This is a genomic window from Mesorhizobium sp. BE184 (genome assembly GCF_031457045.1).
Classification (GTDB): domain Bacteria; phylum Pseudomonadota; class Alphaproteobacteria; order Rhizobiales; family Rhizobiaceae; genus Mesorhizobium.
Window position 1 is genome coordinate 28,836 of the sequence record NZ_JAVDVU010000003.1, and the last position, 24,976, is coordinate 53,811.

21 protein-coding genes and 1 tRNA gene are annotated in these 24,976 nt (G+C 62.6%); 11 read left to right on the forward strand and 11 right to left on the reverse strand.

Translation table 11 applies throughout. The features are described from left to right. Positions 1-98: 98 nt before the first annotated feature. Positions 99-2,006 (reverse strand): propionyl-CoA synthetase, encoded by a 1,908-nt coding sequence (locus tag J2X35_RS13710; RefSeq protein WP_310186217.1) that lies wholly within the window; start codon positions 2,004-2,006, stop codon positions 99-101. A 169-nt stretch (positions 2,007-2,175) separates the two neighbouring features. On the opposite strand from J2X35_RS13710, the gene J2X35_RS13715 reads away from it, so the two are divergent. After that, positions 2,176-2,340, forward strand: coding sequence for a hypothetical protein (locus tag J2X35_RS13715; RefSeq protein WP_156459846.1), 165 nt, complete (start codon positions 2,176-2,178; stop codon positions 2,338-2,340). A 1-nt stretch (position 2,341) separates the two neighbouring features. On the opposite strand, the gene J2X35_RS13720 is transcribed toward J2X35_RS13715, so the two are convergent. From J2X35_RS13720 to tkt, 7 genes are all read right to left on the reverse strand, one after another. Continuing rightward, the gene (locus J2X35_RS13720; protein WP_310186220.1) at positions 2,342-3,073 is read right to left on the reverse strand and encodes an SGNH/GDSL hydrolase family protein; all 732 of its coding nucleotides are present in this window, start codon (positions 3,071-3,073) and stop codon (positions 2,342-2,344) included. A gap of 75 nt (positions 3,074-3,148) precedes the next feature. Next, entirely contained in the window at positions 3,149-3,889 is a 741-nt protein-coding gene (locus J2X35_RS13725; RefSeq protein WP_310186222.1) for a thioredoxin family protein, read from the reverse strand. A gap of 138 nt (positions 3,890-4,027) precedes the next feature. Beyond that, positions 4,028-4,930, reverse strand: coding sequence for a fructose bisphosphate aldolase (locus J2X35_RS13730; RefSeq protein ID WP_310186226.1), 903 nt, complete (start codon positions 4,928-4,930; stop codon positions 4,028-4,030). 111 nt (positions 4,931-5,041) lie between these two features. Further along, positions 5,042-6,238 (reverse strand): phosphoglycerate kinase, encoded by a 1,197-nt coding sequence (locus tag J2X35_RS13735; protein ID WP_310186228.1) that lies wholly within the window; start codon positions 6,236-6,238, stop codon positions 5,042-5,044. Positions 6,239-6,354: 116 nt separating this feature from the next. Then, positions 6,355-8,265, reverse strand: a complete 1,911-nt coding sequence (locus J2X35_RS13740) for a potassium/proton antiporter (protein WP_310186231.1) — start codon at positions 8,263-8,265, stop codon at positions 6,355-6,357. 193 nt (positions 8,266-8,458) lie between these two features. Continuing rightward, positions 8,459-9,469, reverse strand: coding sequence for a type I glyceraldehyde-3-phosphate dehydrogenase (gene gap, locus J2X35_RS13745; protein WP_056112669.1), 1,011 nt, complete (start codon positions 9,467-9,469; stop codon positions 8,459-8,461). Between the two features lie 127 nt (positions 9,470-9,596). Further along, positions 9,597-11,585 carry a transketolase gene (gene tkt, locus J2X35_RS13750; protein WP_310186232.1) on the reverse strand — a complete coding sequence of 663 codons (1,989 nt, stop codon included), beginning with the start codon at positions 11,583-11,585 and terminating at the stop codon, positions 9,597-9,599. A 270-nt stretch (positions 11,586-11,855) separates the two neighbouring features. Between tkt and J2X35_RS13755 the strand changes: the two genes are divergently transcribed. The 3 genes from J2X35_RS13755 (at position 11,856) to J2X35_RS13765 (ending at position 13,357) form a co-directional block, all read left to right on the forward strand. Beyond that, positions 11,856-12,128: a DUF4164 domain-containing protein gene (locus J2X35_RS13755; RefSeq protein WP_040973690.1), complete on the forward strand. Its 273-nt coding sequence runs from the start codon at positions 11,856-11,858 to the stop codon at positions 12,126-12,128. 3 nt (positions 12,129-12,131) lie between these two features. Beyond that, on the forward strand, positions 12,132-12,497 hold the full coding sequence (locus J2X35_RS13760; RefSeq protein WP_310186328.1) for a cell division protein ZapA: 366 nt from the start codon (positions 12,132-12,134) through the stop codon (positions 12,495-12,497). Between the two features lie 200 nt (positions 12,498-12,697). Next, positions 12,698-13,357 carry a peroxiredoxin gene (locus tag J2X35_RS13765; protein WP_056112660.1) on the forward strand — a complete coding sequence of 220 codons (660 nt, stop codon included), beginning with the start codon at positions 12,698-12,700 and terminating at the stop codon, positions 13,355-13,357. A gap of 111 nt (positions 13,358-13,468) precedes the next feature. Here J2X35_RS13765 and rpoH read toward each other — a convergent pair whose 3' ends face one another. Beyond that, the gene (gene rpoH / locus J2X35_RS13770) at positions 13,469-14,380 is read right to left on the reverse strand and encodes an RNA polymerase sigma factor RpoH (protein WP_056112657.1); all 912 of its coding nucleotides are present in this window, start codon (positions 14,378-14,380) and stop codon (positions 13,469-13,471) included. 194 nt (positions 14,381-14,574) lie between these two features. Further along, on the reverse strand, positions 14,575-15,633 hold the full coding sequence (locus J2X35_RS13780) for an RluA family pseudouridine synthase (protein ID WP_310186332.1): 1,059 nt from the start codon (positions 15,631-15,633) through the stop codon (positions 14,575-14,577). A gap of 27 nt (positions 15,634-15,660) precedes the next feature. Here J2X35_RS13780 and J2X35_RS13785 point away from each other — a divergent pair, with 27 nt between their 5' ends. The 3 genes from J2X35_RS13785 (at position 15,661) to J2X35_RS13795 (ending at position 17,410) form a co-directional block, all read left to right on the forward strand. Further along, positions 15,661-16,038: a fimbrial protein gene (locus tag J2X35_RS13785; RefSeq protein WP_310186334.1), complete on the forward strand. Its 378-nt coding sequence runs from the start codon at positions 15,661-15,663 to the stop codon at positions 16,036-16,038. Between the two features lie 53 nt (positions 16,039-16,091). Continuing rightward, positions 16,092-16,166, forward strand: a tRNA-Glu gene (locus J2X35_RS13790). Between the two features lie 347 nt (positions 16,167-16,513). After that, positions 16,514-17,410, forward strand: a complete 897-nt coding sequence (locus J2X35_RS13795; protein WP_310186336.1) for a DUF2865 domain-containing protein — start codon at positions 16,514-16,516, stop codon at positions 17,408-17,410. Positions 17,411-17,447: 37 nt separating this feature from the next. Here J2X35_RS13795 and J2X35_RS13800 read toward each other — a convergent pair whose 3' ends face one another. Beyond that, entirely contained in the window at positions 17,448-17,792 is a 345-nt protein-coding gene (locus J2X35_RS13800) for a hypothetical protein (RefSeq protein ID WP_310186339.1), read from the reverse strand. 186 nt (positions 17,793-17,978) lie between these two features. Between J2X35_RS13800 and J2X35_RS13805 the strand changes: the two genes are divergently transcribed. The 4 genes from J2X35_RS13805 (at position 17,979) to pstA (ending at position 24,976) form a co-directional block, all read left to right on the forward strand. Then, complete coding sequence (locus J2X35_RS13805) at positions 17,979-21,740, forward strand: PAS domain-containing protein (protein ID WP_310186340.1); 3,762 nt, start codon at positions 17,979-17,981, stop codon at positions 21,738-21,740. A gap of 280 nt (positions 21,741-22,020) precedes the next feature. Beyond that, entirely contained in the window at positions 22,021-23,079 is a 1,059-nt protein-coding gene (gene pstS, locus J2X35_RS13810; RefSeq protein WP_056112643.1) for a phosphate ABC transporter substrate-binding protein PstS, read from the forward strand. Between the two features lie 60 nt (positions 23,080-23,139). Beyond that, the gene (gene pstC, locus J2X35_RS13815) at positions 23,140-24,129 is read left to right on the forward strand and encodes a phosphate ABC transporter permease subunit PstC (protein ID WP_310186343.1); all 990 of its coding nucleotides are present in this window, start codon (positions 23,140-23,142) and stop codon (positions 24,127-24,129) included. A gap of 1 nt (position 24,130) precedes the next feature. Next, positions 24,131-24,976: a phosphate ABC transporter permease PstA gene (gene pstA, locus J2X35_RS13820; RefSeq protein WP_310186345.1), complete on the forward strand. Its 846-nt coding sequence runs from the start codon at positions 24,131-24,133 to the stop codon at positions 24,974-24,976.

Sequence of the window (24,976 nt, forward strand, 5' to 3'; positions counted from 1 at the left end):
GATTCACAGGTGACAGTCCTGCTTTCAGGGCCATACGAGGTTGGGCCTTAACCTTTGCGTGCCGAACTGGGACGCAGGCAAGCCAACCGGGTCCTGACCTAGCTGCCGATGTTCCTCGTCCCGAGCGCGGCGGCGATCTCTTCGAGGATCGCCGGATCGTCGATGGTGGCCGGCATGGTCCAGTCTTCGCGGTCGGCGATCTTCTGCATGGTGCCGCGCAGGATCTTGCCGGAGCGGGTTTTCGGCAGGCGCTTGATCGTCACCACGGTCTTGAAGGCCGCGACCGGGCCGATGCGGTCGCGCACGAGCCGCACGGCCTCTCTCTCGATCTCCGCGTGCTCGCGTGAGACGCCGGCGTTGAGGACGACGAAGCCGAGCGGCACCTGCCCCTTCATGGCGTCGGCGATGCCGATCACCGCGCATTCGGCGACATCGGGATGCTCGGCCAGCACCTCTTCCATCGCTCCGGTCGAAAGCCTGTGGCCGGCGACATTGATGATGTCGTCAGTGCGCGCCATGACGAAGAGATAGCCGTCCTCGTCGACGATGCCGGCGTCGGCGGTCTTGTAGTAGCCGGGGAATTCGTCGAGGTAGGCCTGCCGGAAGCGTCTGTCGGCGTTCCAGAGGGTGGGCAGGCAGCCGGGTGGCAAAGGCAGCTTAAGAACGACATTGCCGAGCGTGTCGCGCGGCACCTCATGGCCGGCATCGTCCAGCACGCGGATGTCGTAACCGGGCATCGGCACGCCGGGCGAACCGTATTTCACCGGCAGCATGCCGAGGCCGACCGGATTCTGGGTGATGGGCGCGCCGGTTTCGGTCTGCCACCAGTGGTCGATCACCGGCACGCCAAGCTTCTGCTCGGCCCATTTGACCGTTTCCGGATCGGCGCGCTCGCCGGCGAGGAACAGGGTGCGGAACTTCGACAGATCGTATTTCGGCACGAACTCGCCCCTTGGGTCCTGCCCCTTGATGGCGCGAAACGCTGTCGGCGCGGTGAAGAGCGCGACGACGCCATGGTCGGCGATGACGCGCCAGAATGTACCGGCATCGGGCGTGCCGACAGGCTTGCCTTCGAACATGACGGTGGTGCAGCCATGCAACAGCGGCGCATAGACGATGTAGGAATGGCCGACCACCCAGCCGACATCCGACGCGGCCCAGAACACCTCGCCGGGCTTGACGCCGAACTCGTTCTCCATCGACCATTTCAGCATGACCATATGGCCGCCATTGTCCCGCACCACGCCCTTCGGCTGGCCGGTGGTGCCGGAGGTATAGAGCACGTAGAGCGGGTCGGTGGCGGCGACGGGCACGCAGTCGACATTGGCGCCGGCGGCCCGCTCGCGCGCCACGGCATCGGCATAGTCCAGATCGCGGCCGTCAATCAGTTCGCAGCGCAGTTCGTCGCGCTGGAGAATGATGCAGCGGTCCGGCTTGTGCCGCGACAGTTCGATGGCGCCGTCGAGCAGCGGCTTGTAGGGCACGACCCGGCCGGGTTCGAGACCGCAGGACGCCGAGACGATCACCTTCGGACGGGCATCGTCGATGCGGGTGGCGAGTTCGCGCGCGGCAAAGCCGCCGAACACGACCGAATGCACTGCGCCAAGCCGCGCGCAGGCGAGCATGGCAATCGCTGCTTCCGGCACCATTGGCATGTAGAGGATGACCCGGTCGCCTTTCTGGACGCCCTGGTTACGCAGCACGGAGGCCAGCGCCACAACCTCGCGCTTGAGTTCGGCGAAGGTGAATTTTTGTACCTTGCCGGTCATGGCGCTGTCGTGAATCAGCGCGAGCTGATCGGCGCGGCCGCCGTCGACATGTCGATCGACGGCATTGAAGCAGGTATTGCAGGTGGCGCCAGTGAACCAGCGGCCGTAGACGCCGCCGGCCGGATCGAAGATCGTGTCGGCCGGGCGATACCAGTCGATCGCCTGGGTAGCGTCGGCCCAGAACGCTTCCGGATCGCGTTTCCAGCCGTCGTAGATCTCGTGATACCGTGACGCCAACACCTATCCTCCCAGATATGTTTTCAGCCAGTTCTAGCGTTAAGGCCTGCGTCCCGTCCATCTGACTAAGGACGGACTTCATTCGGCTTTGACGTGGGCCGGCACACCTGCTCAAAGGCATCTGGCTCAAGTATCCGCTCGAAACGAGCGACCGGACATCCGAAACGGCATGACCAAATTTCTCGCGCTCGTGATTATCGCGCTGATGGCGATCCAGATCATCAAGCCGCTCGGCTGGCCGGGCTTGAAGCGCCGCGCCGATTTCTGGAAGCTGGCGGTGCTGGCGCTGGCGGCGACATCGCTCGCCGGTCTGCTGGGACACTGGAGCCCCTGACTCAGATCGCGGCTTCCTCTCCGCCCAGCACGCCGGGCAGCATGTGTTCCGCCCATGCCCGGTAGCCAAGTTCGGAAGCGTGGAAGCCGTCGCTGGCGAAGCCCGCCTCGGGATCGATGATCGGCAGGCGCGGCAGGGCAATCGCGCCGCGTTCATTGCAGAGACGCTCGCCCATCCGGTTCATCTCGCGAGCCCGCACTTCCAGTATCCGGCCCAGCCAATCGGGCATGGCCGGCGCGCGGGTGAATTCGAGTACGGGTGACCAGACAATGCGAGCCTGCGGCCACTTGGCGCGAAGGCCGTAAAGAAGGCCGCCGAAATCCTTCTTGAAGCGGGGCACGGAGTGAAAATTCTTGGTGTCGTTGGTGCCGATGGTCAGCACGATATGCGTCCACGGGTCGGGCGCCAGATTGGGGAGCACGTCCTGACGTATCTGCGCTGACGTGGCCGAGTTGAACCCCGCGGCCCGCCACCGCACCGCCCTGCCGGTCCGTTCGGCGATCTGCAGCGCGATCTGGTGCGCGAGCCCGTCCTCCGAGCGGCCGATGCCGACCGAGGCAGCCGAGGAATCGCCGAGAACCAGCAAGGCGATGGCCGGCTCGCTGCCTTCGATATCGTGGATGACCGGGCCGGTCGCAGGCACCATGCGCGTCGTGCGCCGGCGAACGCCCATCCCCTGCCAGATATAGACGGGGAAGGCGAGCCAGGTGGCGAGGGCGGCGAGACGGGACATGGGCCAAGGCTTTGACGAGAGCGACGTCAAAAGGCTTAGCGCATCATTCCTGGCAGGTGAACTCCTGCCGTCACGTCATTGGCAACAGTTTGTACCGTGTTCATCGGCGTGCCGGTATTCATCATGCAGGCGAACCCAGTCCATCAGCCCGCCGTAGGGACCGTTTTCCTGTCGGCCCTTGGGCGTCATGTCGAGATAGTCGTAGGTCGTTATCAGCGGTTCACCGCCGCGGGCGCGCGTGATGAAGGTCAGGAAGATGTTGCCGGCCGCATCCTTGTAGAAAACGCTGGCGCCGGGCAGGTCGCGCGAAGTCAGCGTACGCTTCTGGAAATTGTAGCTGGTATCGCCTTCAGCAATCTGCTTTTCGGTGAAGGAGACCTGCATGTCGAAATTGAAATCGCTGGCGTAGGACGACACCCAGTCGAACTTCCAGCCCATGCGCAGCTTGTAGGGAAGAAATTCGGCCAGCGGCGCGCGCGCCACCACTTTCAGGGAAACGTCATGATGCCTGAGATGCTGGTCGGCGCCGTCGATGTGGTCGGCCAGGAACGAACAGCCCTCGCAGCGATAGTCGGCGCCGGGGCCGAACATGAAATGATAGACGATGAGCTGGCTCTTGCCGTTGAACAGGTCGGCCAAATGTTCCGGTCCGCGCTCGGTCTCGAAGACATAGTCCTTCCTGATCTTCAGCCACGGCAGTTCGCGACGCTCGGCGGCGATCTTTTCGCGCAGGCGAGTCAGTTCCTTCTCGCGGGCGAGGTGCTTTTCGTGGGCGCGGAACCATTCCTCGCGCGGCACGATCCTGTTCTTCGACATGGTCTGCTCCTTTGCTGACAAGCAAAGGACGTTCGGCAAAGGCGGTTTGCGACAGGTAACCGCAAACTTTTTGCGGCTCAGTCATGAAAAACCCGGGCGCGAGGCCCGGGCTTGATCAGATCACGCAAGGTGTCGCGGTCAGGCTGTCTTGCCGCCGGCGCGGGAGGCCTGGAAAATGCTGTCGATCGCCGCGCCCAGCGCAGCGTTGAACTGCTCGTCGCTCTGGCCGGCCGACAGGCCTTCGGTCAAGGCGCGCGAGAAGCTGGCGATCATGCCGACATTCTGTTTCAGCTTTGCATTGGCGTCGTCGCGGGAGTAGCCGCCGGAGAGCGCGACCACGCGCATGACGCGGGGATCGTCGATCAGCGGCTTATAGAGATTGGCTTTGTTCGGCAGGGTCAGCTTCAACATGATCTGCTTGCCGGCGGGCACCTCATCGAGATGCTTCCTGATCTCGGCCAGCAGAATGTCCTCGGCTTCCGCCTTGTCCGGGATGGAAATCGTCACTTCGGGTTCGATGATCGGGACGAGGCCATGCCCCAGGATCTGCCTGCCGATCTCGAACTGCTGGGCGACGACGGCGGCGATGCCTTTCGGGTTTGCCGCATCGATCACCGAGCGCATCTTGGTACCGAATATTCCCTTGGCGACGGCGCGCTTCAGCAGCGTGTCGAGGTCCGGCATCGGCTTCATCAGCTTGACGCCGTCCTTCTCGTCCGCCAACCCCTTATCGACCTTCAGGAACGGCACGACATGGCGCTTTTCCCAGAGATACTGCGCAGTCGGCACACCGTCGATGTCACGGTCCATGGTCTGCTCGAACAGGATGGCGCCCATGACCTTGTCGCCGGTGAAGGCAGGCGACTTGATGATCCGCGTGCGCATCTGATGGACGAGGTCGAACATTCCCGCCTCGTTCGACCAGGCGCTTTCGTCGATGCCGTAAAGCTTGAGCGCCTTCGGCGTCGAGCCGCCCGACTGGTCGAGGGCTGCAATGAAGCCGTCCTTGCTTGCGGCCTGTGCGGCCATGTCCTTGTTCATCTCATTCTCCCACATCGACGATTTCTAAAAATTCAATAGCTGAAGCGGCGCTTCAACGCCACGACACCGCCGTGGATGGTAGCGGCGCACTGGCAGCGTTCGTGACGGCCGTCAAGCCTTCAGCACTTCGACGCCCGGCAGCGGCTTGCCTTCCATCCATTCGAGAAAGGCGCCGCCGGCGGTCGAAACATAGGTGAAATCGTCAGCGACGCCCGCATGATTCAGCGCCGCGACGGTATCGCCGCCGCCAGCGACGGAAACGAGCTTGCCTGCCCTGGTGCGCGCTGCCGCATGCTTTGCTGCGGAAACCGTGGCGGCGTCGAACGGCTCGATCTCGAACGCGCCCAGAGGGCCGTTCCAGACCAGCGTCGCGGCGCGGTCGATCCACTCATTGACGGACGCGACGGTCTTTTCGCCGACATCGAGGATCATCGCGTCTGCCGGCACCTTGTCGATGGCGACGGTCTCGGAGGTAGCGCCAGCCTTGAACTCGCGGGCGATGACGCCGTCAGACGGCAGCACGATAGCGCAGCCGGCTTGCGCGGCTTCGGTCATGATCTGCCTGGCTGTATCCGCCAGATCGTGCTCGCAAAGCGACTTGCCGACATTGGCGCCTTGCGCGGCGAGGAAGGTGTTGGCCATGCCGCCGCCGATCACCAGCGCATCGACCTTCTTCACCAGGTTCATCAGGAGATCGATCTTGGTCGAAACCTTGGCGCCGCCGACAATGGCGATGACTGGCTTGGCCGGCTTGCCGAGGCCTTTTTCGAGCGCTTTCAGTTCAGCTTCCATCGTCCGTCCGGCGTAGGCGGGCAGTTGCCTCGCCAGTCCCTCGGTCGAGGCATGCGCGCGATGCGCGGTCGAAAACGCGTCATTGACGTAGATGTCGCCGTTGGCGGCCAACTGCTCTGTAAAGGCGGGGTCGTTCTTCTCCTCGCCCTTGTGAAAGCGCGTATTCTCCAGAAGCAGGATATCGCCATCCTTCATGGCGGCGACGGCCTTCGAGGCTTCCTCGCCGATGCAGGAGGCGGCGAAGGCGACGGGCTTGCCGAGGATCGCCTCGATAGCGGCGGCGATGGGATCGAGCGAGAATTCCGCCGCGGGACCGCCTTTTGGCCGACCGAAATGGGCGAGCAGGATGACCTTGGCGCCCTTCTTCGACAATTCTTCAAGCGTCGGGATGATGCGTTCGATGCGGGTGGTGTCGCCGACCTTGCCGTCGGCGACCGGAACGTTGAGATCGACGCGCACCAGAACGCGCTTGCCTCCCACGTCGCCAATGTCGTCGAGTGTCTTGAAGTCGGCCATGTATCGTTCGCTCCTGCGGAAATCCGGGCGGACCTTACTATCCGCCACGGGCGATGCAAGCTCCGCTGGGGGGCCATGAGACGAAAAACCACGCAGAACGCCGCACCGTCGGTACGTCAGGATTCGCCCGGGCGTTTTTCGGCTTTGACGGGCAATTGCGGTCCTTCCGCGGTCGCGGTCGCCAGTTCCGACGGCTCGGTCTCAACCTTGACGTCCCTGGGAGCGCCGCGCCAGTTGCGCAACAGGGCAACGAAACGGTCCTTCATTTCGCCGGCGCTGAGGAAGACAGGCACGCGGGCAACCGGCGCCGTGGGTTCGAAGGAGAGGCCGAGGCCGGTGATGCGTCCCTTCTCGTCGACGTCGCGTACGATCAATTCGATCGGCCCGATGGAGGTCCGATCGGCATATTCGGCCTTGCCGCCCAACCGCTGCGTGACGAGTTCGGCAACGGTGAGCTTTTGCTCCTCAAGGGTCAGGCCCGGGCCATAGGCGGCCTCGAGCTCCTCACCGGAGCGGTTGGGATCGACGGCAAAGGCGCCGAAGAACTCGGCGTCTTCCGGATCGACCACAGCGCGGCTGGCGAACAACCTGTCCAGGAGGCGGGGATAACGGTCGGGGACGAAGATGTAGACGTGGTCGCCGGCTGCCAGCCGGCCCATGTCCTGGAAACGCATGGAGCGACCTTCGCGCACGACGAGCGACGGACGCGCCCAGCGCGGGATGCGTTCGCCACGGGCCACCGGGCTGCCGGGAACGACGCGGTAGGCAAGCAGTTCGTGGTGGGCGGAACCGGGCAGTTCCAGCTCGACCTTGTCGAGCGGGCCGATGCGCGCCGGTACGATCAGGCCGAGGCGGCGCGCCAACGGGCCGACGGTCCAGCCCTGAACGACGAGCGAGACCAGCACGATGATGAAGGCGGTGTTGAAGATCAGGCGACCATGTTCAAGACCGCTCAGGAGCGGGGTGATGGCAAGCAGGATGGAGACGGCGCCGCGCAGGCCGACCCACGAGATGAAGGCAACCTCCGGTCTCGGCAAGCGAAAGGGCAGCAGGCAGAGCCAGACCGCGAGCGGACGGGCGACGAACATCAGGAACAGGCCGAGCAGGATTGCCGGCACGAGTATGGCCGGGAACTGCGATGGAGTCGCGAACAGGCCGAGGATCAGGAACATGATGATCTGCGCCAGCCATGACATGCCGTCCTGGAACCGCTTGATGATGGTGACGGCGCGGATGTCCGAATTGCCGGCGACAAGGCCCGCCAGATAAACGGCCAGAAAGCCTGACCCGCCGATCGTGCCGGCAGCGGCGAACACCATGAGCGACAGGGTGAGAACGAAGATCGGCAGCAGGCCGTGATCGAGGTTCAGCCGCTCGACGAAGCGGACAATGAGCATGCCGCCGATCACGCCGACCGCAGCGCCAAGACCCATGTTCAGGACAAAGCCAAGGATAAGGTCAGTGACCAGCACCTTGGCTTCCGGGTTTGCGCCGGCGGCGATAATTTCCACCAGGGTAATGGTGAGGAAGATTGCGATAGGATCGTTTGTGCCGGACTCGACCTCGAGCGTGGCGCGCACGCGCTCCCGCAGATTGATTTCGCCGGCCCGCAGAAGGAAGAAGACGGCGGCCGCGTCGGTGGAAGCGACGGCGGCGCCCAGCAGGAAGGACTCCAGCCAGGACAGGTCGAGCAGATAGAACGCGCCGGCGCCGAACAGACCGGTCGTCAGCACGACGCCGAGCGTTGCCAGAGAGAGCGCCGGTCCCGCCGCCTGCCGCAGCACTTTCAACGGCGTGCCGAAGCCGGAATCGAACAGGATGACGGCAAGCGCCAGCGATCCGGCGAAGTAGGCGACGCGAGCGTTGTCGAACTGAATGCCAAGGCCATCGGCGCCGGTGGCGAGGCCGATGCAAAGGAACAGAAGCAGCAAGGGGGCACCGAAACGGAAGGCGATCAGGCTCGAAAACGCTGCGGCGACCACCAGACCGGTGCCGACCAGCGTTATCAGATAGATCGCATGCTCCATGCGGAAAGCACCCCCTCAAGTCCTTGAAAATATGGCTTCATCGCAGAGTGGGGCGAAGGCATGGCCAGTGCAAGGCAAGACCGAGATTTTTTGGTCCTGCCCGATGTTTTTCTTCGAATGCAGGTTGGACCACCGCAAAATGAAAACGCCCGGCCAGAGACCGGGCGTTCAAAATATCAAGAGAAAGCGAACGTCAGGAAATCGTCTTGCCGAAGGCGACGGCCGTATCGCTCATGCGGTTGGAGAAGCCCCATTCATTGTCGTACCACGACATGACGCGGACCAGATTGCCGTCGATCACCTTGGTCTGGTCGAGCGCAAAGGTCGAAGACGCCGGGTTGTGGTTGAGGTCGATCGAGACGAGCGGCTCGTCGGTGTAGGCGAGGATGTTCTTGAGCGGGCCGTCGGCGGCGGCCATCAGCACCTTGTTGACCTCTTCGACGGTGGTCGGTTTCCTGGAAACGAACTTGAAGTCGATGACCGAGACGTTCGGCGTCGGCACGCGAATCGACACGCCGTCGAGTTTCCCCTGCAGTTCGGGAAGGACAAGGCCGACAGCCTTGGCGGCGCCCGTCGACGTCGGGATCATCGACATGGCCGCGGCGCGGCCGCGATAGAGATCCTTGTGCATGGTGTCCAGCGTCGGCTGGTCGCCGGTATAGGCATGCACGGTTGTCATGAAGCCCTTCTCGATGCCGAATGCGTTGTTCAGCACCATGGCGACCGGAGCCAGGCAGTTGGTGGTGCAGGAAGCGTTCGAGACGACGATGTGGTCTTTCGACAGTTTGTCGTGGTTGACGCCGTAGACGACCGTCAGGTCGGCGCCGTCGGCGGGGGCCGAAACCAGCACGCGCTTGGCGCCTGCGGTCAGGTGAGCGGAGGCCTTGTCCTTCGAGGTGAAGATGCCGGTGCATTCGAGGGCAATGTCGATGCCCAGTTCCTTCCACGGCAGTTGCGACGGATCCTTGATCGCAGTGACCTTGAATTTTTCCGACCCGACGGAAATCTGGTCGCCCTGGACAGTGACTTCATGCGGGAAGCGGCCATGCACGCTGTCATAGCGCAGCAGGTGCGCATTGGTTTCGACCGGGCCAAGATCGTTGACGGCAACGACGTCGATGTCCTTGCGGCCGGACTCATGGATGGCGCGCAGGACGTTCCGGCCGATACGGCCAAACCCGTTGATGGCAACTCTGACAGGCATGTTTCTCTCCCTGGGAGCGGATGGGTTTCAATTTTGAGACTTCATAGCGGTAGACCGGCAAACAATCCAGCCGCCCGGCCGCCGAAACAGCAGCGCTGGCCCGGCGGAAACTGCTTTTCAGGCAAGGCTATTTGGCATGCAACCGGGCTTCCGCCGCCTTGGCGGCCGCTTCGGCGGTGATGCCGAAATGCGGATAAAGCTGTTCGATTGAGCCCGAAGCACCGAAACCCTTCATGCCGATGAAGATGCCGTCAATGCCGATAATGTGGTCCCAGCCTTCGCGGATGCCAGCTTCGATGGCGACATTGATTTTGGCGGCCCCCAACGTCTTCTTGCGGTAGGCGTCGCCCTGCTGATCGAACAGTTCCATGCAGGGAATGGAGACAACACGGGTCGGGTGACCGTGCCCCTGCAGGAGCTTTCGCGCATCGAGCGCGATCTCGACCTCGGAACCTGTGGCGAAGATGGTCACCGCGGCATCGCCGCCCTCGGCGGCGGCGAGTTCATAGGCTCCCTTGGCGCTCAGGTTCTGCGCGACATGCTCGGTGCGAACCGTAGGCAGGTTCTGGCGGGTCAGCGCCAGGGTGGAAGGGGTCTTCTCGCTTTCAAGCGCGATCTGCCAGCATTCCGCCGCTTCCACGGCATCGGCCGGGCGGAAGACATTGTGGTTGGGAATGGCGCGCAGGGCAGCCAGATGCTCGACCGGCTGGTGTGTAGGGCCGTCCTCGCCGAGACCGATGGAATCGTGCGTCATGACGAAAATCGAGCGGATCCCCATCAGTGAGGCAAGGCGCATTGCCGGACGGGCATAGTCCGAAAAGCACAGGAAAGTGCCGCCATAGGCGATGAGACCGCCATGCAGGGTCAGGCCGTTGATGGCGGCCGCCATGCCGTGTTCGCGGATGCCGTAGTGGATATAGCGCTGGCCATAGTCCGTGGGCGTGATGTTCTTGGTCTGACTGGTCTTGGTGTTGTTGGAGCCGGTCAGATCGGCCGAGCCGCCGATCGTCTCCGGGACGAAGCCATTGATGGCCTCCAGCGCCATTTCGGAGGATTTCCGCGTCGCCACCTTCGGCTTGTCGGCGCTGAGCTTCTTCTTGTAGTCGACGATCATGTCGTCGAAGCCCTTCGGCAGTTTGCCGTCCATCCGGCGCTCGAACTCGGCTTTCTTGTCGGATTTGCCGAGGCGGCCTTCCCATTCGGTGCGGGTTTTCGCCCCGGCCTTGCCGGCGGCGCGCCAGGCATCCAGGACGTCTTTCGGCACTTCGAACGGCGGCAGCTCCCAGTTGAAGAATTTGCGGGCGCCGGCGATCTCTTCCGCGCCGAGGGGCGAGCCGTGCGCCTTGTTGGTGCCGGCCTTGGTCGGCGCGCCGAAACCGATGGTGGTCTTGCAGGCGAGAAGCGTCGGCTTGTCGGAATGGCGGGCGGCCTCGATGGCGTAGGCAATGGCCTCGGGGTCGTGGCCGTCGACATGCATGGCATTCCAGCCGGAAGCCTGGAAGCGGGCAACCTGATCGGTGGAATCGGCCAGCGAGACCGGTCCGTCGATGGAGATGTCGTTATTGTCCCAGAAGACGATGAGCTTGTTGAGCTTCAAGTGTCCGGCCAGGGAAATGGCCTCCTGGCTGATGCCTTCCATCAGGCAGCCGTCGCCGGCAAGGACATAGGTGTAATGATCAACCAGGTCGTTACCGAAGGCGGCGTTCATGATCCGCTCGCCGAGCGCGAAGCCGACCGAGTTGGCGAGGCCCTGGCCGAGCGGGCCGGTGGTGGTCTCGATGCCTGCGGCATGGCCGTATTCGGGATGGCCCGCCGTCTTCGATCCGAGCTGGCGGAAATTCTTCAGCTGGTCGATCGTCATGTCCTCGTAGCCCGTCAGATAGAGCAGCGAGTAGAGCAGAATCGAACCGTGGCCGGCCGACAGGATGAAGCGGTCGCGATCGGCCCAGTGGGGCGCCTTGGCGTCGAATTTCAGGAAGCGCGTGAACAGCACCGTTGCGATGTCGGCGCAGCCCATAGGCAGGCCGGGATGGCCGGAATTGGCCTTTTCGACGGCATCCATGGACAGGAAACGGATCGCATTGGCCATCCGGTCGTGTTGTTCTCGCGTAGACATCGTTCCTCCAACGCCAACTTATTTCAGGGAGTTTGCGCGCTTTCCAGGCTGCGCGACACATATCAGGCCAGCCATTTTAGTCAACAAACTCTAAATCGATTTAGTCCATCTTTGGCGTCGTTCGCCGCCATATTTGGCTGGCTTTCCGCCGTTAGCAGGGGACAGCCGCGAGAGCTTGTTGACGCATGCTTCACCCGGCGCCTAATGTTTCATGAATAAGGCGTTCTGAACGCGCACGATTCGGTGATGGGCAATCACGGGACGAAGGCCATGACCGGCGAAACTACGCTCAAGGAAGTGATCGCCAGACTCGGTAAGGCGATGGAGGGTCTCGAGAACGCCGTCGCGGCTCGTCTCGAGCATGAACGCGACTATTCCGAAGCCGAGGCAGAGGTTCAGCGCATGAATGCCGACCGTTCGCGGCTGGCGCAGGAACTCGACAATTCGGAAGCCCGGGCCGAGCGGCTCGAAGATGCCAACAAGGAAGTTTCGCGACGGCTGGTGACCGCGATGGAAACCATCCGCGCGGTGCTTGATAGGTAAGCCATGGCGCAGGTAACGGTTTCGATCGATGGCAAGCAATACCGGATGGCCTGCGACGAAGGCCAGGAAGAGCATCTTATCGACCTGGCCGAGCGCTTCGACCGTTACGTCTCGCATCTCAAGGAATCGTTCGGCGAAATCGGCGACCAGCGGTTGACGGTCATGGCTGGCATCATGGTCATGGACGAGCTTTCAGAACTGCAAAAGCGCATCATGGGTATGGAGAGCGAAGTGCAGACGCTGCGCAAGACGCGCGACGATGCACTGATCAAGGCCGACAAGAACGATTCCGCCCTGACCGGAGCGCTTGGCGCGTTGGCGCAGCGCATGGAAGATCTGGCGGGGGCGCTGACGATCAAGAAAGCCTAGGCGCTCGCCGGTCGTCGTCGGGCACAAGGGCAAACGATTCCCCGTTTGAACCGATATCCGGATTTTCTTGTCCGCAGATGCGTTTCTGCCAGTACGTTCTTCCTTCCGGCATGTTTTTGAGAAAAGATAGAATGGTACCGGAAGCAATTGCCGCTTTCGTCGGCAGCTAATCCATAACAATGAGATAGGGCAGGACCGTCATGAGCCTTCGCATCAACGACATCGCGCCGGATTTTACCGCCGAAACCACCCAGGGGCCGATCCATTTCCACGACTGGATCGGTGACGGCTGGGCCATTCTCTTCAGCCATCCGAAGAACTTCACGCCTGTCTGCACCACCGAACTCGGCACCATGGCGGGGCTCGAAGGCGAGTTCAAAAAGCGCAATGTCAAGATCGTCGGCATCTCGGTCGATCCGGTCGAAAGCCACGGCAAGTGGGCGGACGACATCAAGACGGCGACCAGCCATACGGTGAATTACCCGTTGATCGGCGACAAGGACCTCAAGGTCGCCAAGCTTTACGATATGCTGCCGGCTGGCGCCGGCGACAGTTCCGAGGGGCGCACCCCTGCCGACAACGCCACGGTGCGTTCGGTCTATGTCATCGGCCCTGACAAGAAGATCAAGCTGGTGCTGACCTATCCGATGACCACGGGCCGCAACTTCGACGAGATTCTTCGGGCGGTCGATTCCATGCAACTGACCGCCAAGCATCAGGTGGCGACGCCGGCAAACTGGAAACAGGGCGACGACGTCATCATCACCGGCGCGGTGTCCAACGAGGATGCGATCAAGCGGTTCGGGGCATATGAGACCGTGCTGCCTTATCTGCGCAAGACCAAGCAGCCGGCTGCTTGAGCCGCGACGGATACCCCCGGAGCCTTTAGGGTAAGCACTGAAGGGTTGGAGACAAAAGAAAAGCGGCGCTGAATTTCAGCGCCGCTTTTTGTTGGCCAGATTTCGAACCGCTTACGCGGCCGGCTGCGCCTCGATGGTGCGCAGCGACTGTGCCTGCCGCTTGGCGGCGGCCTTGACCGCATCCTGCACCTTTTCGAAGGCGCGAACCTCGATCTGGCGGACACGCTCGCGGGAGATGTCGAACTCGCTGGACAGTTCTTCCAGCGTCAGCGGGTCCTCGGCGAGACGGCGGGCCTCAAAGATGCGGCGCTCGCGATCGTTCAGGACGGCCATGGCGCCCGACAGCATGCCGCGCCGGTTCTCCAGTTCGTCCTGCTCGATGAGCATGTCTTCCTGGCTTTCATGGTCATCGACGAGCCAATCCTGCCATTCACCGCTTTCGCCCTCCGTCGCGCGGATCGGCGCGTTGAGCGAGGCGTCGCCCGACAGGCGGCGGTTCATCGAAACCACCTCCGCCTCGGAGACATTCAGCCGAGTGGCGATCTCGGTGATCTGATCCGGCTTCAGGTCGCCATCGTCCAGCGCCTGAATCTTCCCCTTCACCTTGCGCAGGTTGAAGAACAGGCGCTTCTGATTGGCGGTCGTGCCCATCTTGACCAGGCTCCACGAGCGCAGGATGTATTCCTGGATCGAGGCCTTGATCCACCACATGGCATAGGTGGCCAGCCGGAAACCGCGTTCCGGCTCGAACTTCTTGACGGCCTGCATGAGGCCGACATTGCCCTCGGAGATCACCTCGCCGATCGGCAGGCCGTAGCCGCGATAGCCCATGGCGATCTTGGCGACGAGCCGGAGGTGGCTGGTGACGAGCTTGTGGGCGGCGCCGGTGTCCTCATGCTCATTATACCGCTTGGCGAGCATGTACTCTTCCTGCGGCTGCAGCATGGGAAAGCGGCGGATTTCTTCCAGGTAGCGGCTGAGGCCGCCTTCGCCGGAAACAATACTGGGTAGTGACTGGGCCATGATAGCGCCCTCCCTCTCTTAGAGTGATGCCCCCAAAACGCGGCGGGCATATGGCGCGGATGCCGAAACGGCGCATCCTCGCTAATCGATTTATACAGGAACAAAACCAGAAAAGACAGCATTTGTTCAATGCGAAACAGTGTGTCACGCCAAAGTGAACAATACGGCTCAGGTTTTGGTGGTTGGATCCCGGTTCAGAGTTTGCGAAAGCCGCCGGCGAGAGTCTCCATGTCTTTCGGCATCGGCGCCTCGAACCTCATCGTCATGTGGGTATCGGGATGGGAGAATTCAAGCAGGCGGGCATGCAAAGCTTGCCGGCGAAAGGCCTGGACCTCGGATTTCAGCGGCTCCGGCAGACGGTTGGCCTTGGTTTTGAACGCCTGGCCGTAGTCGCTGTCGCCGACCAGAGGATGACCGATATGGGCCATGTGCACCCTGATCTGGTGGGTGCGGCCGGTTTCCAGCCGGCATTCGACCAGGCTGGCGGAGGCGAACTCCTTCTGCCCTTCGCCGAAACGCTCCTCAACCGTGTAATGGGTGACGGCATGGCGGGCGTCGTCGCGGCCTTCCGGCACCACGGCGCGGCGGATACGGTCGGCGGCGCGGCCGAGATGCGCATCCACCGTACCGGTGACGCGCTGTGGGATGCCCCAGACAAGCGCCACGTAGGCGCGCTTCAGATCCCCGGTGCGGCCATGGTCGGCGAAGGCGTCTGACAGCACCCGGTGGGCGCGGTCGGTCTTGGCCACGACCATGACGCCGCTGGTGTCCTTGTCGAGGCGGTGGACGATGCCGGGCCGTTTCACGCCACCGATGCCGGAAAGCGTGTCGCCGCAATGATGGATCAGCGCATTGACCAGCGTGCCGGTCCAGTTGCCGGCGCCGGGATGCACCACCAGGCCGGCTGGCTTGTGAATGACGATGAGTGCGTTGTCCTCATAGAGAATGTCGAGCGGGATGTCCTCGGCCTGCGGTTCAGCCGGTTCGGGCTCTGGAAGTTCGATCGAAATCCCGGCGCCGGCCGTCAGCTTCTGCTTGGGCTCGGTTGCGACCTTGCCGCCGACATGCACCGCGCCGTGCCTGATGAGAGCTTGAACCCGCGTCCTCGACATACCGGGGGCAAGCTTTTCCGCCAGCCACTGGTCGAGCCGCTGGCCTTCGGCATCGTCGCCGGCCTGGAGCGTCACCGGGCCTGCCGCGCCCGATCTGTCCTCTATCAATTGCCGGTGCCCTTCGCTATCAGGTGCAATCATCGAAAACCCATTCCGGAAATTTCCGCCATGGCGCGTGTTCAAACCGACGAAGAAGACAAGCCGCTCGACCCCAATGTCGAGAAGGTGCGCCGCAAGATGGTGCGCTTCATGGCCATCAATCTCGGCCTTCTGTTCCTCGCCCTTATGGTGGTGGTCGCGGCGCTTGTCTACAAGTCACGCACCGCCGCGCCGCCGGCCCCCGCCGCAGGCGACATCCAGGCGCCGGCCGGAGAGCCGGCAACAGGCGATATCGTGCTGCCGCCGGGCTCCAGGGTGGTGTCGCAGTCTCTTTCCGGCAATCGCATATCCATCGACGCGGAACTCGCCGACGGCAGCCGCTCGATCTTCGTCTACGACATGGGCGAGAAGCGCCTGATCGGACGCTTCGCCGTTCGCAATCGCTAGTTCGGCCGCTGTTGCTTTTTGCAAACCGCCAGACTATATCGCCGGTCTCGGCTGCGCCCATCGTCTAGCGGTCAGGACACCGCCCTCTCACGGCGGGAACAGGGGTTCGATTCCCCTTGGGCGTACCAGAATTCCCTTTTCCAGCGACCTACCGATCAGCGCCTTCGCGCCAACGGCTTTTCGGCCTCGGTTCTTAATCATAAAATGCCCAGAGTTTTCGGGAAACCGCAGTGTGATGCCGGCCATTGGTTCATGGGCCGCATACGGCTTCTTAATCCTGTAATGAATCGGGCCCAATGAAGACTCGAACTTTTCGGGCGTCGTAAGTATAGTCCCGGTCTCAGGTTTGAAGGTCGGCAACATGTTTTCCTCGGCGGCGGAGTCGTCTGGCAGGTGCGCAAGCCATGCGCGCGGACAGACCATAGGCAATTGTGCGGTTTCCTGTGGAACAAAGCGGGCTGCGGCCCCGGTTCGTTTGCTGGTTTTCGCGACCATTCTCGCTTTATGTTCGCTTGCCGCCAGCGTGACGGTTTCCTATGCGGATGCCTGCTCCGCCATTGCCAGCCAACTGCGCAATAGCGGCAGCGGCGGCAACAGTGCGCAGGTGGCGGCGCTCAGGCGCCAGCTTGTCGCGCTGAAGGGGTTGGAACGCCAGCGCCGATGCAGCGGCGGCGGCTCCGGCGGTTTCTTCGACGCATGTGGCGACATCGCCAGCCGCCAGGCAACCGTGCAGCGGCAGATCGCCGAGGCTTCCGGGGTGAGGGACGCATCAAGGCTGAGGGCGCGATATGCATCGCTCGGCTGCGACAACGGCGCGGCGCGGCGCGAACGGACTGAAACGATCAAACAGGAACAGCGTCCGAGCGGAAGCTATGTCGCCAGCGGTGCTGTGCTGTTTTGCGTGCGCCAGTCCGACGGCTACTATTTTCCGGCGCCGAAATCGCAGTTCGCCAAGCAGGACGACGTCGAGGATACCATCGATCAGTGCCGCTACATCTGCGACGATGCAGCGGTTGACGTGTATTCGCTCAGCGACCTCAGCCTGGAGACCGAGGAGATGGTCTCTGTCGGGGAGCGCAGACCCTACAAGGAGCTTCCGGCGGCATTCCGCTATCGCGATGACGCCAATTTCAGGGCATGCGATCTGAAGCGCTACTATGACCGCGTCGCCGAGCTGCGGGCGCGGACCGTTACGCCGACGAACATGAAGAACGCCATCATTCCATTGCCGGCTTCCCGGCCGGAAATTGCCGAGCGTACGAGCGCGATCAGTGAAGAAGCGCAAGGGGAAGCACAGAACGCTTCCTTAGAAAGGCTGGACACCACACGGCAGGTCCGCGTGGTCGGCCCGGCGTTCTTTCCGGACGAATAAAAGCCGCCGTCGTTCCTTATCGAAAGCGGTTATCTGGCTAGTCGCAGACCATCCGCACCCGTTTTCCGGGTTCGCTGACATTGCGGCAGTTCAACGGTGAACTCGTAACCGGTTCGTTCCTCGCCCGCGTCGTACGGACGGGCGCACGGCGTGTGCGCGGCGCCACGGCCACGACGCGGCGCGGCTGGCTGGCTTGCGGCGAGACGGGGAAGACAGCCGGGTTCTGGCCCAGTAGCACGCGTTGAACCGGCGGTTCGCGGTCCCATATCCGCCTCATGTCCACCTGCTTGGGAATGACCACGCTGCCATCGCTGCTGCGCGAGCATCCGCTCGCGGCCAGCGCCAGAACAATCAGGAACAAAAGCTTCGGTATGTGCGCCATCCCGACCATAGTATCGCGCTGCCGGTGCCCATGGCAATTCGGATTGCGGGCTTGGTAAAGCCGCGGATGACGTTTCAGACATGACTATTGCGGCGGCGCAACTTCATTAAGGTTAGTCGATAATTAATGCTTGTCGCCGATGTTAACCAAGGCCGCGGAGGGGCCTGGCGTTCTAGGCGGGTAGGGATGAGAAAGACAGAGGGCAGTGTCGGGACAGGCGGGTCGCGCGGGTCCCCCGGCGAGGGGACGTCCGTCGCCGGACGCATGTCGGGCTCACCCCTTTCCGAATCGGCCTGGGACCTGCTTGAAGCCGGCAGCGACTGGCTTTGGGAAACGGACGCCGAACTGCGGTTTTCCTGGCTTTCGGACAGCTACCAGAGCGAAACCGGCATCGATCCCGCAACAGTGATCGGCCGTTTCCGCTTCGATTTTCTCAAGCGGGTTTCGGAAGGCAGTCAGGCCGCCGCCGCCCATCTCGAGGATCTCGAGGCGCGGCGACCGTTCAAGGATTTCGTCTACGAGATCAAGGACGCCCATCCGCAATGCCGGTGGGTGTCGATCACCGGTCTGCCGCGCTTTGACGAGCAAGGCGCTTTTCTCGGATATCGCGGATTGGCCCGCAACGTCACCGCACTCAGCCATTCGGTCATGGAGCTGAGGCGGGATGGCCGCCCCGAGCAGCAGGATGAGTTGCTCGACGCCGTCGAGCGCGGACGGCATCTGCTTTACGATCTGGAAAGAACCATCGACGCCATGAAGATGGGCATCCTCATTCTGGATGCGGATCTCAAGACGGAAATCATCAACCGCGCCTTCTACGACATCTGGAAGCTGACACCCGAGCAGATGCATGTCGGCGTTTCGCTGCGCCAGATCATGGACGCCAACCGCCACAATGGCATCTACGCGGTGGCCGACGACGAGTGGGAAAATTATGTCTCGTCACGGCTGACAGAAATCCGGGCGGGCGATGTCGCTCCGCGGGAATTCCAGCGCGCCGACGGCTGCACGATGATCTTTTCGGTCACGTCTCTGTCCGGCGGCAAACGGCTTGTGTCCTACGTGGACGTCACGGAGATGAAGCAGCGCGAGGCCGATCTCGCCGAAGCGCTTGAAAAGTCGCGTCTGGCCGCGGCGGTGATGGACAACGTCAAGGACCCGATTTTCGTCAAGGACGAGGAGCTGCGCTTCGTGTTCGTCAACGAGGCGCTTGCGTCGATCTATTCCGCCGATCCGCAGTCGATGCTCGGCAGGCGGATCGGCCACTTCCTGCCGTCTCACGAAGCAAAGCTGTTCGAGGAAAGCGAGCACCATGTGCTCGATACCGGCGATCCCTATGAGGTCGAGGAGAATTTCGAGCTCGGCGGCATCGGACGTTCCCGCATTGTGCGCAAGAACCGGGTCAAGCTGGAAAGCGGCCGCAACTATGTCGCGGGCTTCGTGTTCGATATCTCCGAACTGAAGGCGCGCGAACTGGCGCTGCACAATTCCATGCGGCAGATCGACCTGTTCCGGCATGCCATGGATGAACTGCCGGTCGCGGCCTTCATCAAGACGGCCGAACGCAGGATCGAATTCGTCAACAAGGCCTGGTCCGCCATGACGGGCATCGCCAAGGAAGAGGCGGTCGGACGCACCGATCATGACCTTTTCAAGACGGCCGATGCGGATCGCTACGCACAACACGACGCCGAGGTGACAAAGACCGGTCTGGTGCAGGAAATCGAGGAATCGGTTTCCGGCCGCGACGGAAAAACCCATCAATTGGTCACCCGCAAGAGCCGGCTGGTCGCGCAGGACGGGTCGGTCCACCTCATCGGATCGAGCGCCGACATCAGCGATGTCAAGGAACGCGAGCGCGCGCTGCAGGAAAGCATGCGCGAAAACGAGGTGTTCCGGAGCCTCATCGACAACGTCCCGGTATCGATCTACGCCAAGCGCTCGGACCTGCGGCAGTTCTATGTCAACCAGGGCTGGTGCGATCTGACCGGCATCTCGAAGGAAGACGCGATCGGCAAGACCGATATCGAGATGTTTGGCGTCGAGGGCGAAGCTTTCGTGGAAGGCGACCTTGCCGTGCTGCGCACCGGCGAGACCCAGGAAATCCAGGAGACGGTGACGGCTCAGGATGGAACCATCCGGCACCAGTTTGCGCGCAAGGGGGCAATGATCGCTTCCGACGGATCGCTTTATCTCATCGGTTCGACGATGGACATCACGCTGCTGAAGCAGCGCGAGGCGGAGCTTCAGGAGGCGCTGCAGCGCGCTGTTCTGGCCGACCGGGCAAAGTCGGAATTCCTGGCCAATATGAGCCACGAGATACGCACGCCGATGAACGGCGTTCTCGGCATGGCCGAACTCCTGGCGAAGTCGGAGCTTGACCCGAAACAGCGAACCTTCACCGATATCATCGTGAAGTCCGGCAATGCGCTCTTGACCATCATCAACGACATTCTCGACTTCTCCAAGATCGATGCCGGCCAGCTGGTGCTGGATCCCGCACCCTTCAATCTGGCCGAGGCGATAGAAGACGTCGCCACGCTGGTCTCGACACGGGCGAAGGAAAAAGACCTGGAGATGATCGTTCGGATCGAACCTGGTCTCGACGGCCTGTTCGTCGGCGATGTCGGACGCATCCGCCAGATCGTCACCAATCTGCTCGGCAATGCGGTGAAGTTCACCGACGAGGGCCACGTTCTCGTCGATGTCGAAGGCACCACGATGCCGGATGGCACCAAGCTGAAAATCTCGGTTACCGACACGGGCATCGGCATTCCCGAGGAGAAGCTGAGGCTGGTCTTCGAGAAATTCAGCCAGGTGGACACCTCTTCCACCCGCCGTCATGAAGGCACGGGGCTGGGTCTCGCCATCACCTCGCGCCTCGTTGACCTGATGGGCGGCGAGATCGGCCTGGAAAGCGCCGAAGGCCGGGGTTCCACCTTCTGGTTCACCATGACCCTGCCGAGAGCCGACAATCAGGGCATGCAGCGCATCACGCCGATCGACGTGACCGGCGCGCGGGTGCTGATCGTCGACGACAATGCCGTCAACCGCTCCATACTGACGGAACAGATGACGTCGTGGAAATTCGATTCCTGCGCCGCCGAGAGCGGCGCGGAGGGTCTCAAGGTGCTGATCGCCGCGGCCGCCTATGGGGTATCGGTCGATTGCGTGGTGCTCGATTATCAGATGCCGGGCATGAGCGGCGCTGAAATGGCGCAGATCGTGCGCAGCACCGAAGGCATCGCCGATACGCCGATCATCATGCTGACTTCTGTCGATCAGTTCGCCGGCTCGAACTACCGCGACCTGCAGATCGACGCGCAGCTCATCAAGCCGGCACGTTCCTCGGCTCTGCTGGAGACCCTGGTCGCGACCATCCAGCGCCATCACACCGCCGGCATGCCGAACGCGCAGCCGGACGAGCCTTCGAAACAGGAGGTCGGGGCTTTGGGCAGTCCTGTGCTCGCGCCCTCGACGCTTTATCCGAAGCGCACGTCGCTGCAGCCGCCGGCGATGCGTCCGCGGTCCAGCGCCCTGATGAACCCGGGTGCAGGCATAGACATCCTCGTTGCCGAGGACAATGAGGTGAACCAGCTCGTCTTCACCCAGATACTCGGCGAGACGGGCTACAGCTTCGAGATCGTCGGCAATGGCCGCAAGGCGCTGGATGCCTGGGGCAAGCTGAAGCCACGCATGATCCTGATGGATGTTTCGATGCCGGAGATGAACGGCATGGAGGCCACCGCCGAGATCCGCCGGATCGAGGGCGCGGCCGCACGGGTGCCGATCGTCGGCGTCACCGCGCATGCGCTCAAGGGCGACCGCGATCGTTGCCTGGAAGCCGGCATGGACGACTACCTCTCCAAGCCGATCAGCCCGAAAGCGTTGCTGGAGAAGCTGGAATTGTGGATCGGGACGACGGAAGCGGGACAGCGTTCCGCCTGAGCCGAGCACCCGCCGTCCGGCCCGATCGGATCCGGATTTTATGCAAAGGCGTCCGCTTCAAATCCGCAGCGGGCGCGCTTTGACCGTAAAACCTTTGATTCAAAAAGAAATCGCCAACCGGCTTGTGCCCTTTCAGCCCATGTCACCGCCGATGGGCTGTGCGGCGTTACCGACCCGACACGAAACTGTCATGCGACTGTAATAAACCGAGTTTATGGCCTCCCGTGACGCTGAAACAACATGGCGTCTAGAGACCATATTCCGAACAGGAGCAGGCCAAATGAGACATTTCATCCGCTCTGCGGCCGTTGCGATCGCAATGGCTGCGGCGTCCACCATCACCCTTTCGGCGGCCATGGCCGCGGACATCTCCGGCGCCGGCGCGACCTTCCCCTATCCGATCTATGCGAAGTGGGCCGACACCTACAAGAAGGAGACCGGCATCGGTCTCAACTACCAGTCGATCGGCTCCGGCGGCGGCATCAAGCAGATCAAGGCCAAGACCGTCACCTTCGGCGCCACCGACGCGCCGCTGAAGGGCGAAGACCTCGAAGCCACGGGCCTCGCCCAGTTCCCGATGGTCATGGGTGGCATCGTGCCGGTCGTGAACCTGGAAGGCATCACCCCCGGCCAGCTCGTGCTCGACGGCGCGACGCTCGGCGATATCTTCCTTGGCAAGATCACGAACTGGAACGACGCAGCGATCCAGAAGCTGAACCCGGACGCCAAGCTGCCCGATCAGGCGATCGCGGTCGTCCACCGTTCGGACGGTTCCGGCACCACCTTCAATTTCGCCTACTATCTCGCCGACGTGAATGCCGACTGGAAGAGCAAGGTCGGCGTCAACACCGCGCTCGAATGGCCGGTGGGCATCGGCGCCAAGGGCAATGAAGGCGTCGCCAACAACGTTGCCCAGACCAGCGGTGCGATCGGCTACGTCGAATACGCCTACGCCAAGCAGAACAAGCTGACCTACACCGACATGATGAACAAGGACGGCAAGAAGGTTGAGCCGACCGCTGCATCGTTCTCGGCAGCGGCAGCCAATGCCGACTGGAGCTCGCAGCCCGGTTACGGCGTCATCCTCGCCAATCAGCCGGGCGCCGAGTCCTGGCCGATGACGGCCGCGACCTGGATCCTGGTCTACAAGAAGCCGGATGATGCGGCTGCAACCGGTGAAGCCCTCAAGTTCTTCTCCTGGTCCTACAGCAAGGGCGACGAAGTGGCGGCCGACCTCGACTACGTGCCGATGCCCGACAATGTCGTGAAGAGCATCGAAGAGACATGGTCGAAGGACATCGTCGGCAGCGACGGCAAGCCGCTTTACTCGGCAATGTGACATCACGTCTGGCGGGGAGGGCGCACCGCGCCCTCCCCATTCTTTCGAAAGTGAGAATCCATGACCATCGTTGCCGAAGCCATGCCATCGTCGCTTGCCGCCCAGGCCAGGGAAAGCCGGGTCCGGCGGTTCGCGCTTACGGATACGCTGTTCCGCAACAGCACACGCGGCGCCGCCATTCTCGTGCTGCTCATCCTCGGGGGTGTCGGCTTCTCCCTTGTGGTTGGTTCGTGGGAAGCGCTCTCCAAATTCGGCTTCTCGTTCCTGACCACCGAATCCTGGAACCCGGTGACGGAGAAATTCGGCGCCCTGGCTCCGATCTACGGCACCGTTGTGACGGCCGCGATCGCCATCCTGATCGCTGTTCCCATCGGCATCGGCATTGCCGTGTTCCTGACTGAACTCTGCCCCCGCCCGCTCCAGCGCCCCATCGGCATCGCTGTCGAGCTCCTGGCCGGCATCCCGTCCATCATCTACGGCATCTGGGGCCTGTTCGTTTTCGCGCCCTTCCTGCAGACGACCCTGCAGCCCTTCATCATCAATGTCTTTCATGGCGTCCCGGGCCTCAACAGCCTGTTTGCCGGACCGCCCTACGGCATCGGCATGCTGACCTCGGCGCTCATCCTCGCGATCATGGTGCTGCCTTTCATCACCTCCATCACCAAGGACGTTTTCGACACGGTGCCGGCGGTTCTGAAGGAGTCGGCCTACGGGATCGGCTGCACAACCTGGGAAGTCACGCGCCGCGTCGTTATTCCATATACGCGCATCGGCATCATGGGCGGCGTCATGCTGGGCCTCGGGCGTGCGCTTGGCGAAACCATGGCTGTGACCTTCGTCATCGGCAACGCCCATCGCATCAGCGCTTCGCTGTTTGCGCCGGGAACGACGATCTCGGCCACCATCGCCAATGAATTCACCGAGGCCGACGGGACGCTCTACACGTCCTCGCTGGTCGCGCTCGGCCTGATCCTGTTCATCCTCACCTTCTTCATCCTGGCGATAGCGCGCTTCATGCTGCTGCGCCTCGAACGTCGCGCCGGAGCCTGACATGTCCACCGCTTCATCGCTTCATGCCCGCCGCAAGGCCAGAAACTCGGTGATGATGACGCTGTGCATGGCGGCGGCCGGCATCGGCCTTGCCTGGCTGGCGCTCATCCTCGGCGCGCTTCTGTGGAAGGGCGTCGCCGGTCTTTCGCTTTCCGTCTTCACGGAAATGACGCCGCCCCCCGGCGACGCCGGCGGCCTGCTGAACGCCATCGCCGGCTCCATCGCCATGACTTTGATCGGCATCATCGTTGGCACGCCGATCGGCATCCTGGCCGGCACCTACATGGCCGAATATGGCCGGTTCTCGAAGCTCACGGTGGTGGTGCGTTTCATCAACGACATCCTGCTCTCGGCGCCCTCGATCATCGTCGGCCTGTTCGTCTATGAGCTGCTGGTGCGGCCGATGGGACATTTCTCAGCCATCGCCGGCTCGTTCGCGCTGGCCATCCTCGTGATACCGGTTGTGGTCCGCACCACGGAAGACATGCTGACACTGGTGCCGAATTCGCTGCGCGAAGCAGGCGCGGCCATCGGGGCGCCGCGCTGGATCGTCATACGCTCGGTCGCCTACCGCGCCGCGCTTTCGGGTATCGTCACCGGCATCCTTCTGGCCATCGCCCGCATATCCGGCGAAACCGCGCCGCTTCTGTTCACGGCGCTGAACAACCAGTTCTGGTCGAGCAACCTCAACGCACCCATGGCCAGCCTGCCGGTCACCATCTTCCAGTTCGCGCTCAGCCCCTATGAGGAATGGCAGCAATTGGCCTGGACGGGCGCGCTCATCATCACCCTCACGGTTCTGGCGCTGTCGATCATCGCCCGGAGCCTCACCGGACGCAGGACCTAG

Coding starts and splice junctions, on each gene's coding strand:
- J2X35_RS13805 (WP_310186340.1), top strand. CDS start 17,979: ATGAGAAAGACAGAGGGCAGTGTCGGGACAGGCGGGTCGCGCGGGTCC.
- J2X35_RS13730 (WP_310186226.1), bottom strand. CDS start 4,930: ATGAACAAGGACATGGCCGCACAGGCCGCAAGCAAGGACGGCTTCATT.
- tkt (WP_310186232.1), bottom strand. CDS start 11,585: ATGTCTACGCGAGAACAACACGACCGGATGGCCAATGCGATCCGTTTC.
- J2X35_RS13715 (WP_156459846.1), top strand. CDS start 2,176: ATGACCAAATTTCTCGCGCTCGTGATTATCGCGCTGATGGCGATCCAG.
- J2X35_RS13800 (WP_310186339.1), bottom strand. CDS start 17,792: ATGGCGCACATACCGAAGCTTTTGTTCCTGATTGTTCTGGCGCTGGCC.
- pstA (WP_310186345.1), top strand. CDS start 24,131: ATGTCCACCGCTTCATCGCTTCATGCCCGCCGCAAGGCCAGAAACTCG.
- J2X35_RS13720 (WP_310186220.1), bottom strand. CDS start 3,073: ATGTCCCGTCTCGCCGCCCTCGCCACCTGGCTCGCCTTCCCCGTCTAT.
- J2X35_RS13765 (WP_056112660.1), top strand. CDS start 12,698: ATGAGCCTTCGCATCAACGACATCGCGCCGGATTTTACCGCCGAAACC.
- J2X35_RS13785 (WP_310186334.1), top strand. CDS start 15,661: ATGGCGCGTGTTCAAACCGACGAAGAAGACAAGCCGCTCGACCCCAAT.
- J2X35_RS13735 (WP_310186228.1), bottom strand. CDS start 6,238: ATGGCCGACTTCAAGACACTCGACGACATTGGCGACGTGGGAGGCAAG.
- J2X35_RS13725 (WP_310186222.1), bottom strand. CDS start 3,889: ATGTCGAAGAACAGGATCGTGCCGCGCGAGGAATGGTTCCGCGCCCAC.
- pstS (WP_056112643.1), top strand. CDS start 22,021: ATGAGACATTTCATCCGCTCTGCGGCCGTTGCGATCGCAATGGCTGCG.
- J2X35_RS13755 (WP_040973690.1), top strand. CDS start 11,856: ATGACCGGCGAAACTACGCTCAAGGAAGTGATCGCCAGACTCGGTAAG.
- pstC (WP_310186343.1), top strand. CDS start 23,140: ATGACCATCGTTGCCGAAGCCATGCCATCGTCGCTTGCCGCCCAGGCC.
- rpoH (WP_056112657.1), bottom strand. CDS start 14,380: ATGGCCCAGTCACTACCCAGTATTGTTTCCGGCGAAGGCGGCCTCAGC.
- J2X35_RS13760 (WP_310186328.1), top strand. CDS start 12,132: ATGGCGCAGGTAACGGTTTCGATCGATGGCAAGCAATACCGGATGGCC.
- J2X35_RS13740 (WP_310186231.1), bottom strand. CDS start 8,265: ATGGAGCATGCGATCTATCTGATAACGCTGGTCGGCACCGGTCTGGTG.
- gap (WP_056112669.1), bottom strand. CDS start 9,469: ATGCCTGTCAGAGTTGCCATCAACGGGTTTGGCCGTATCGGCCGGAAC.
- J2X35_RS13780 (WP_310186332.1), bottom strand. CDS start 15,633: ATGATTGCACCTGATAGCGAAGGGCACCGGCAATTGATAGAGGACAGA.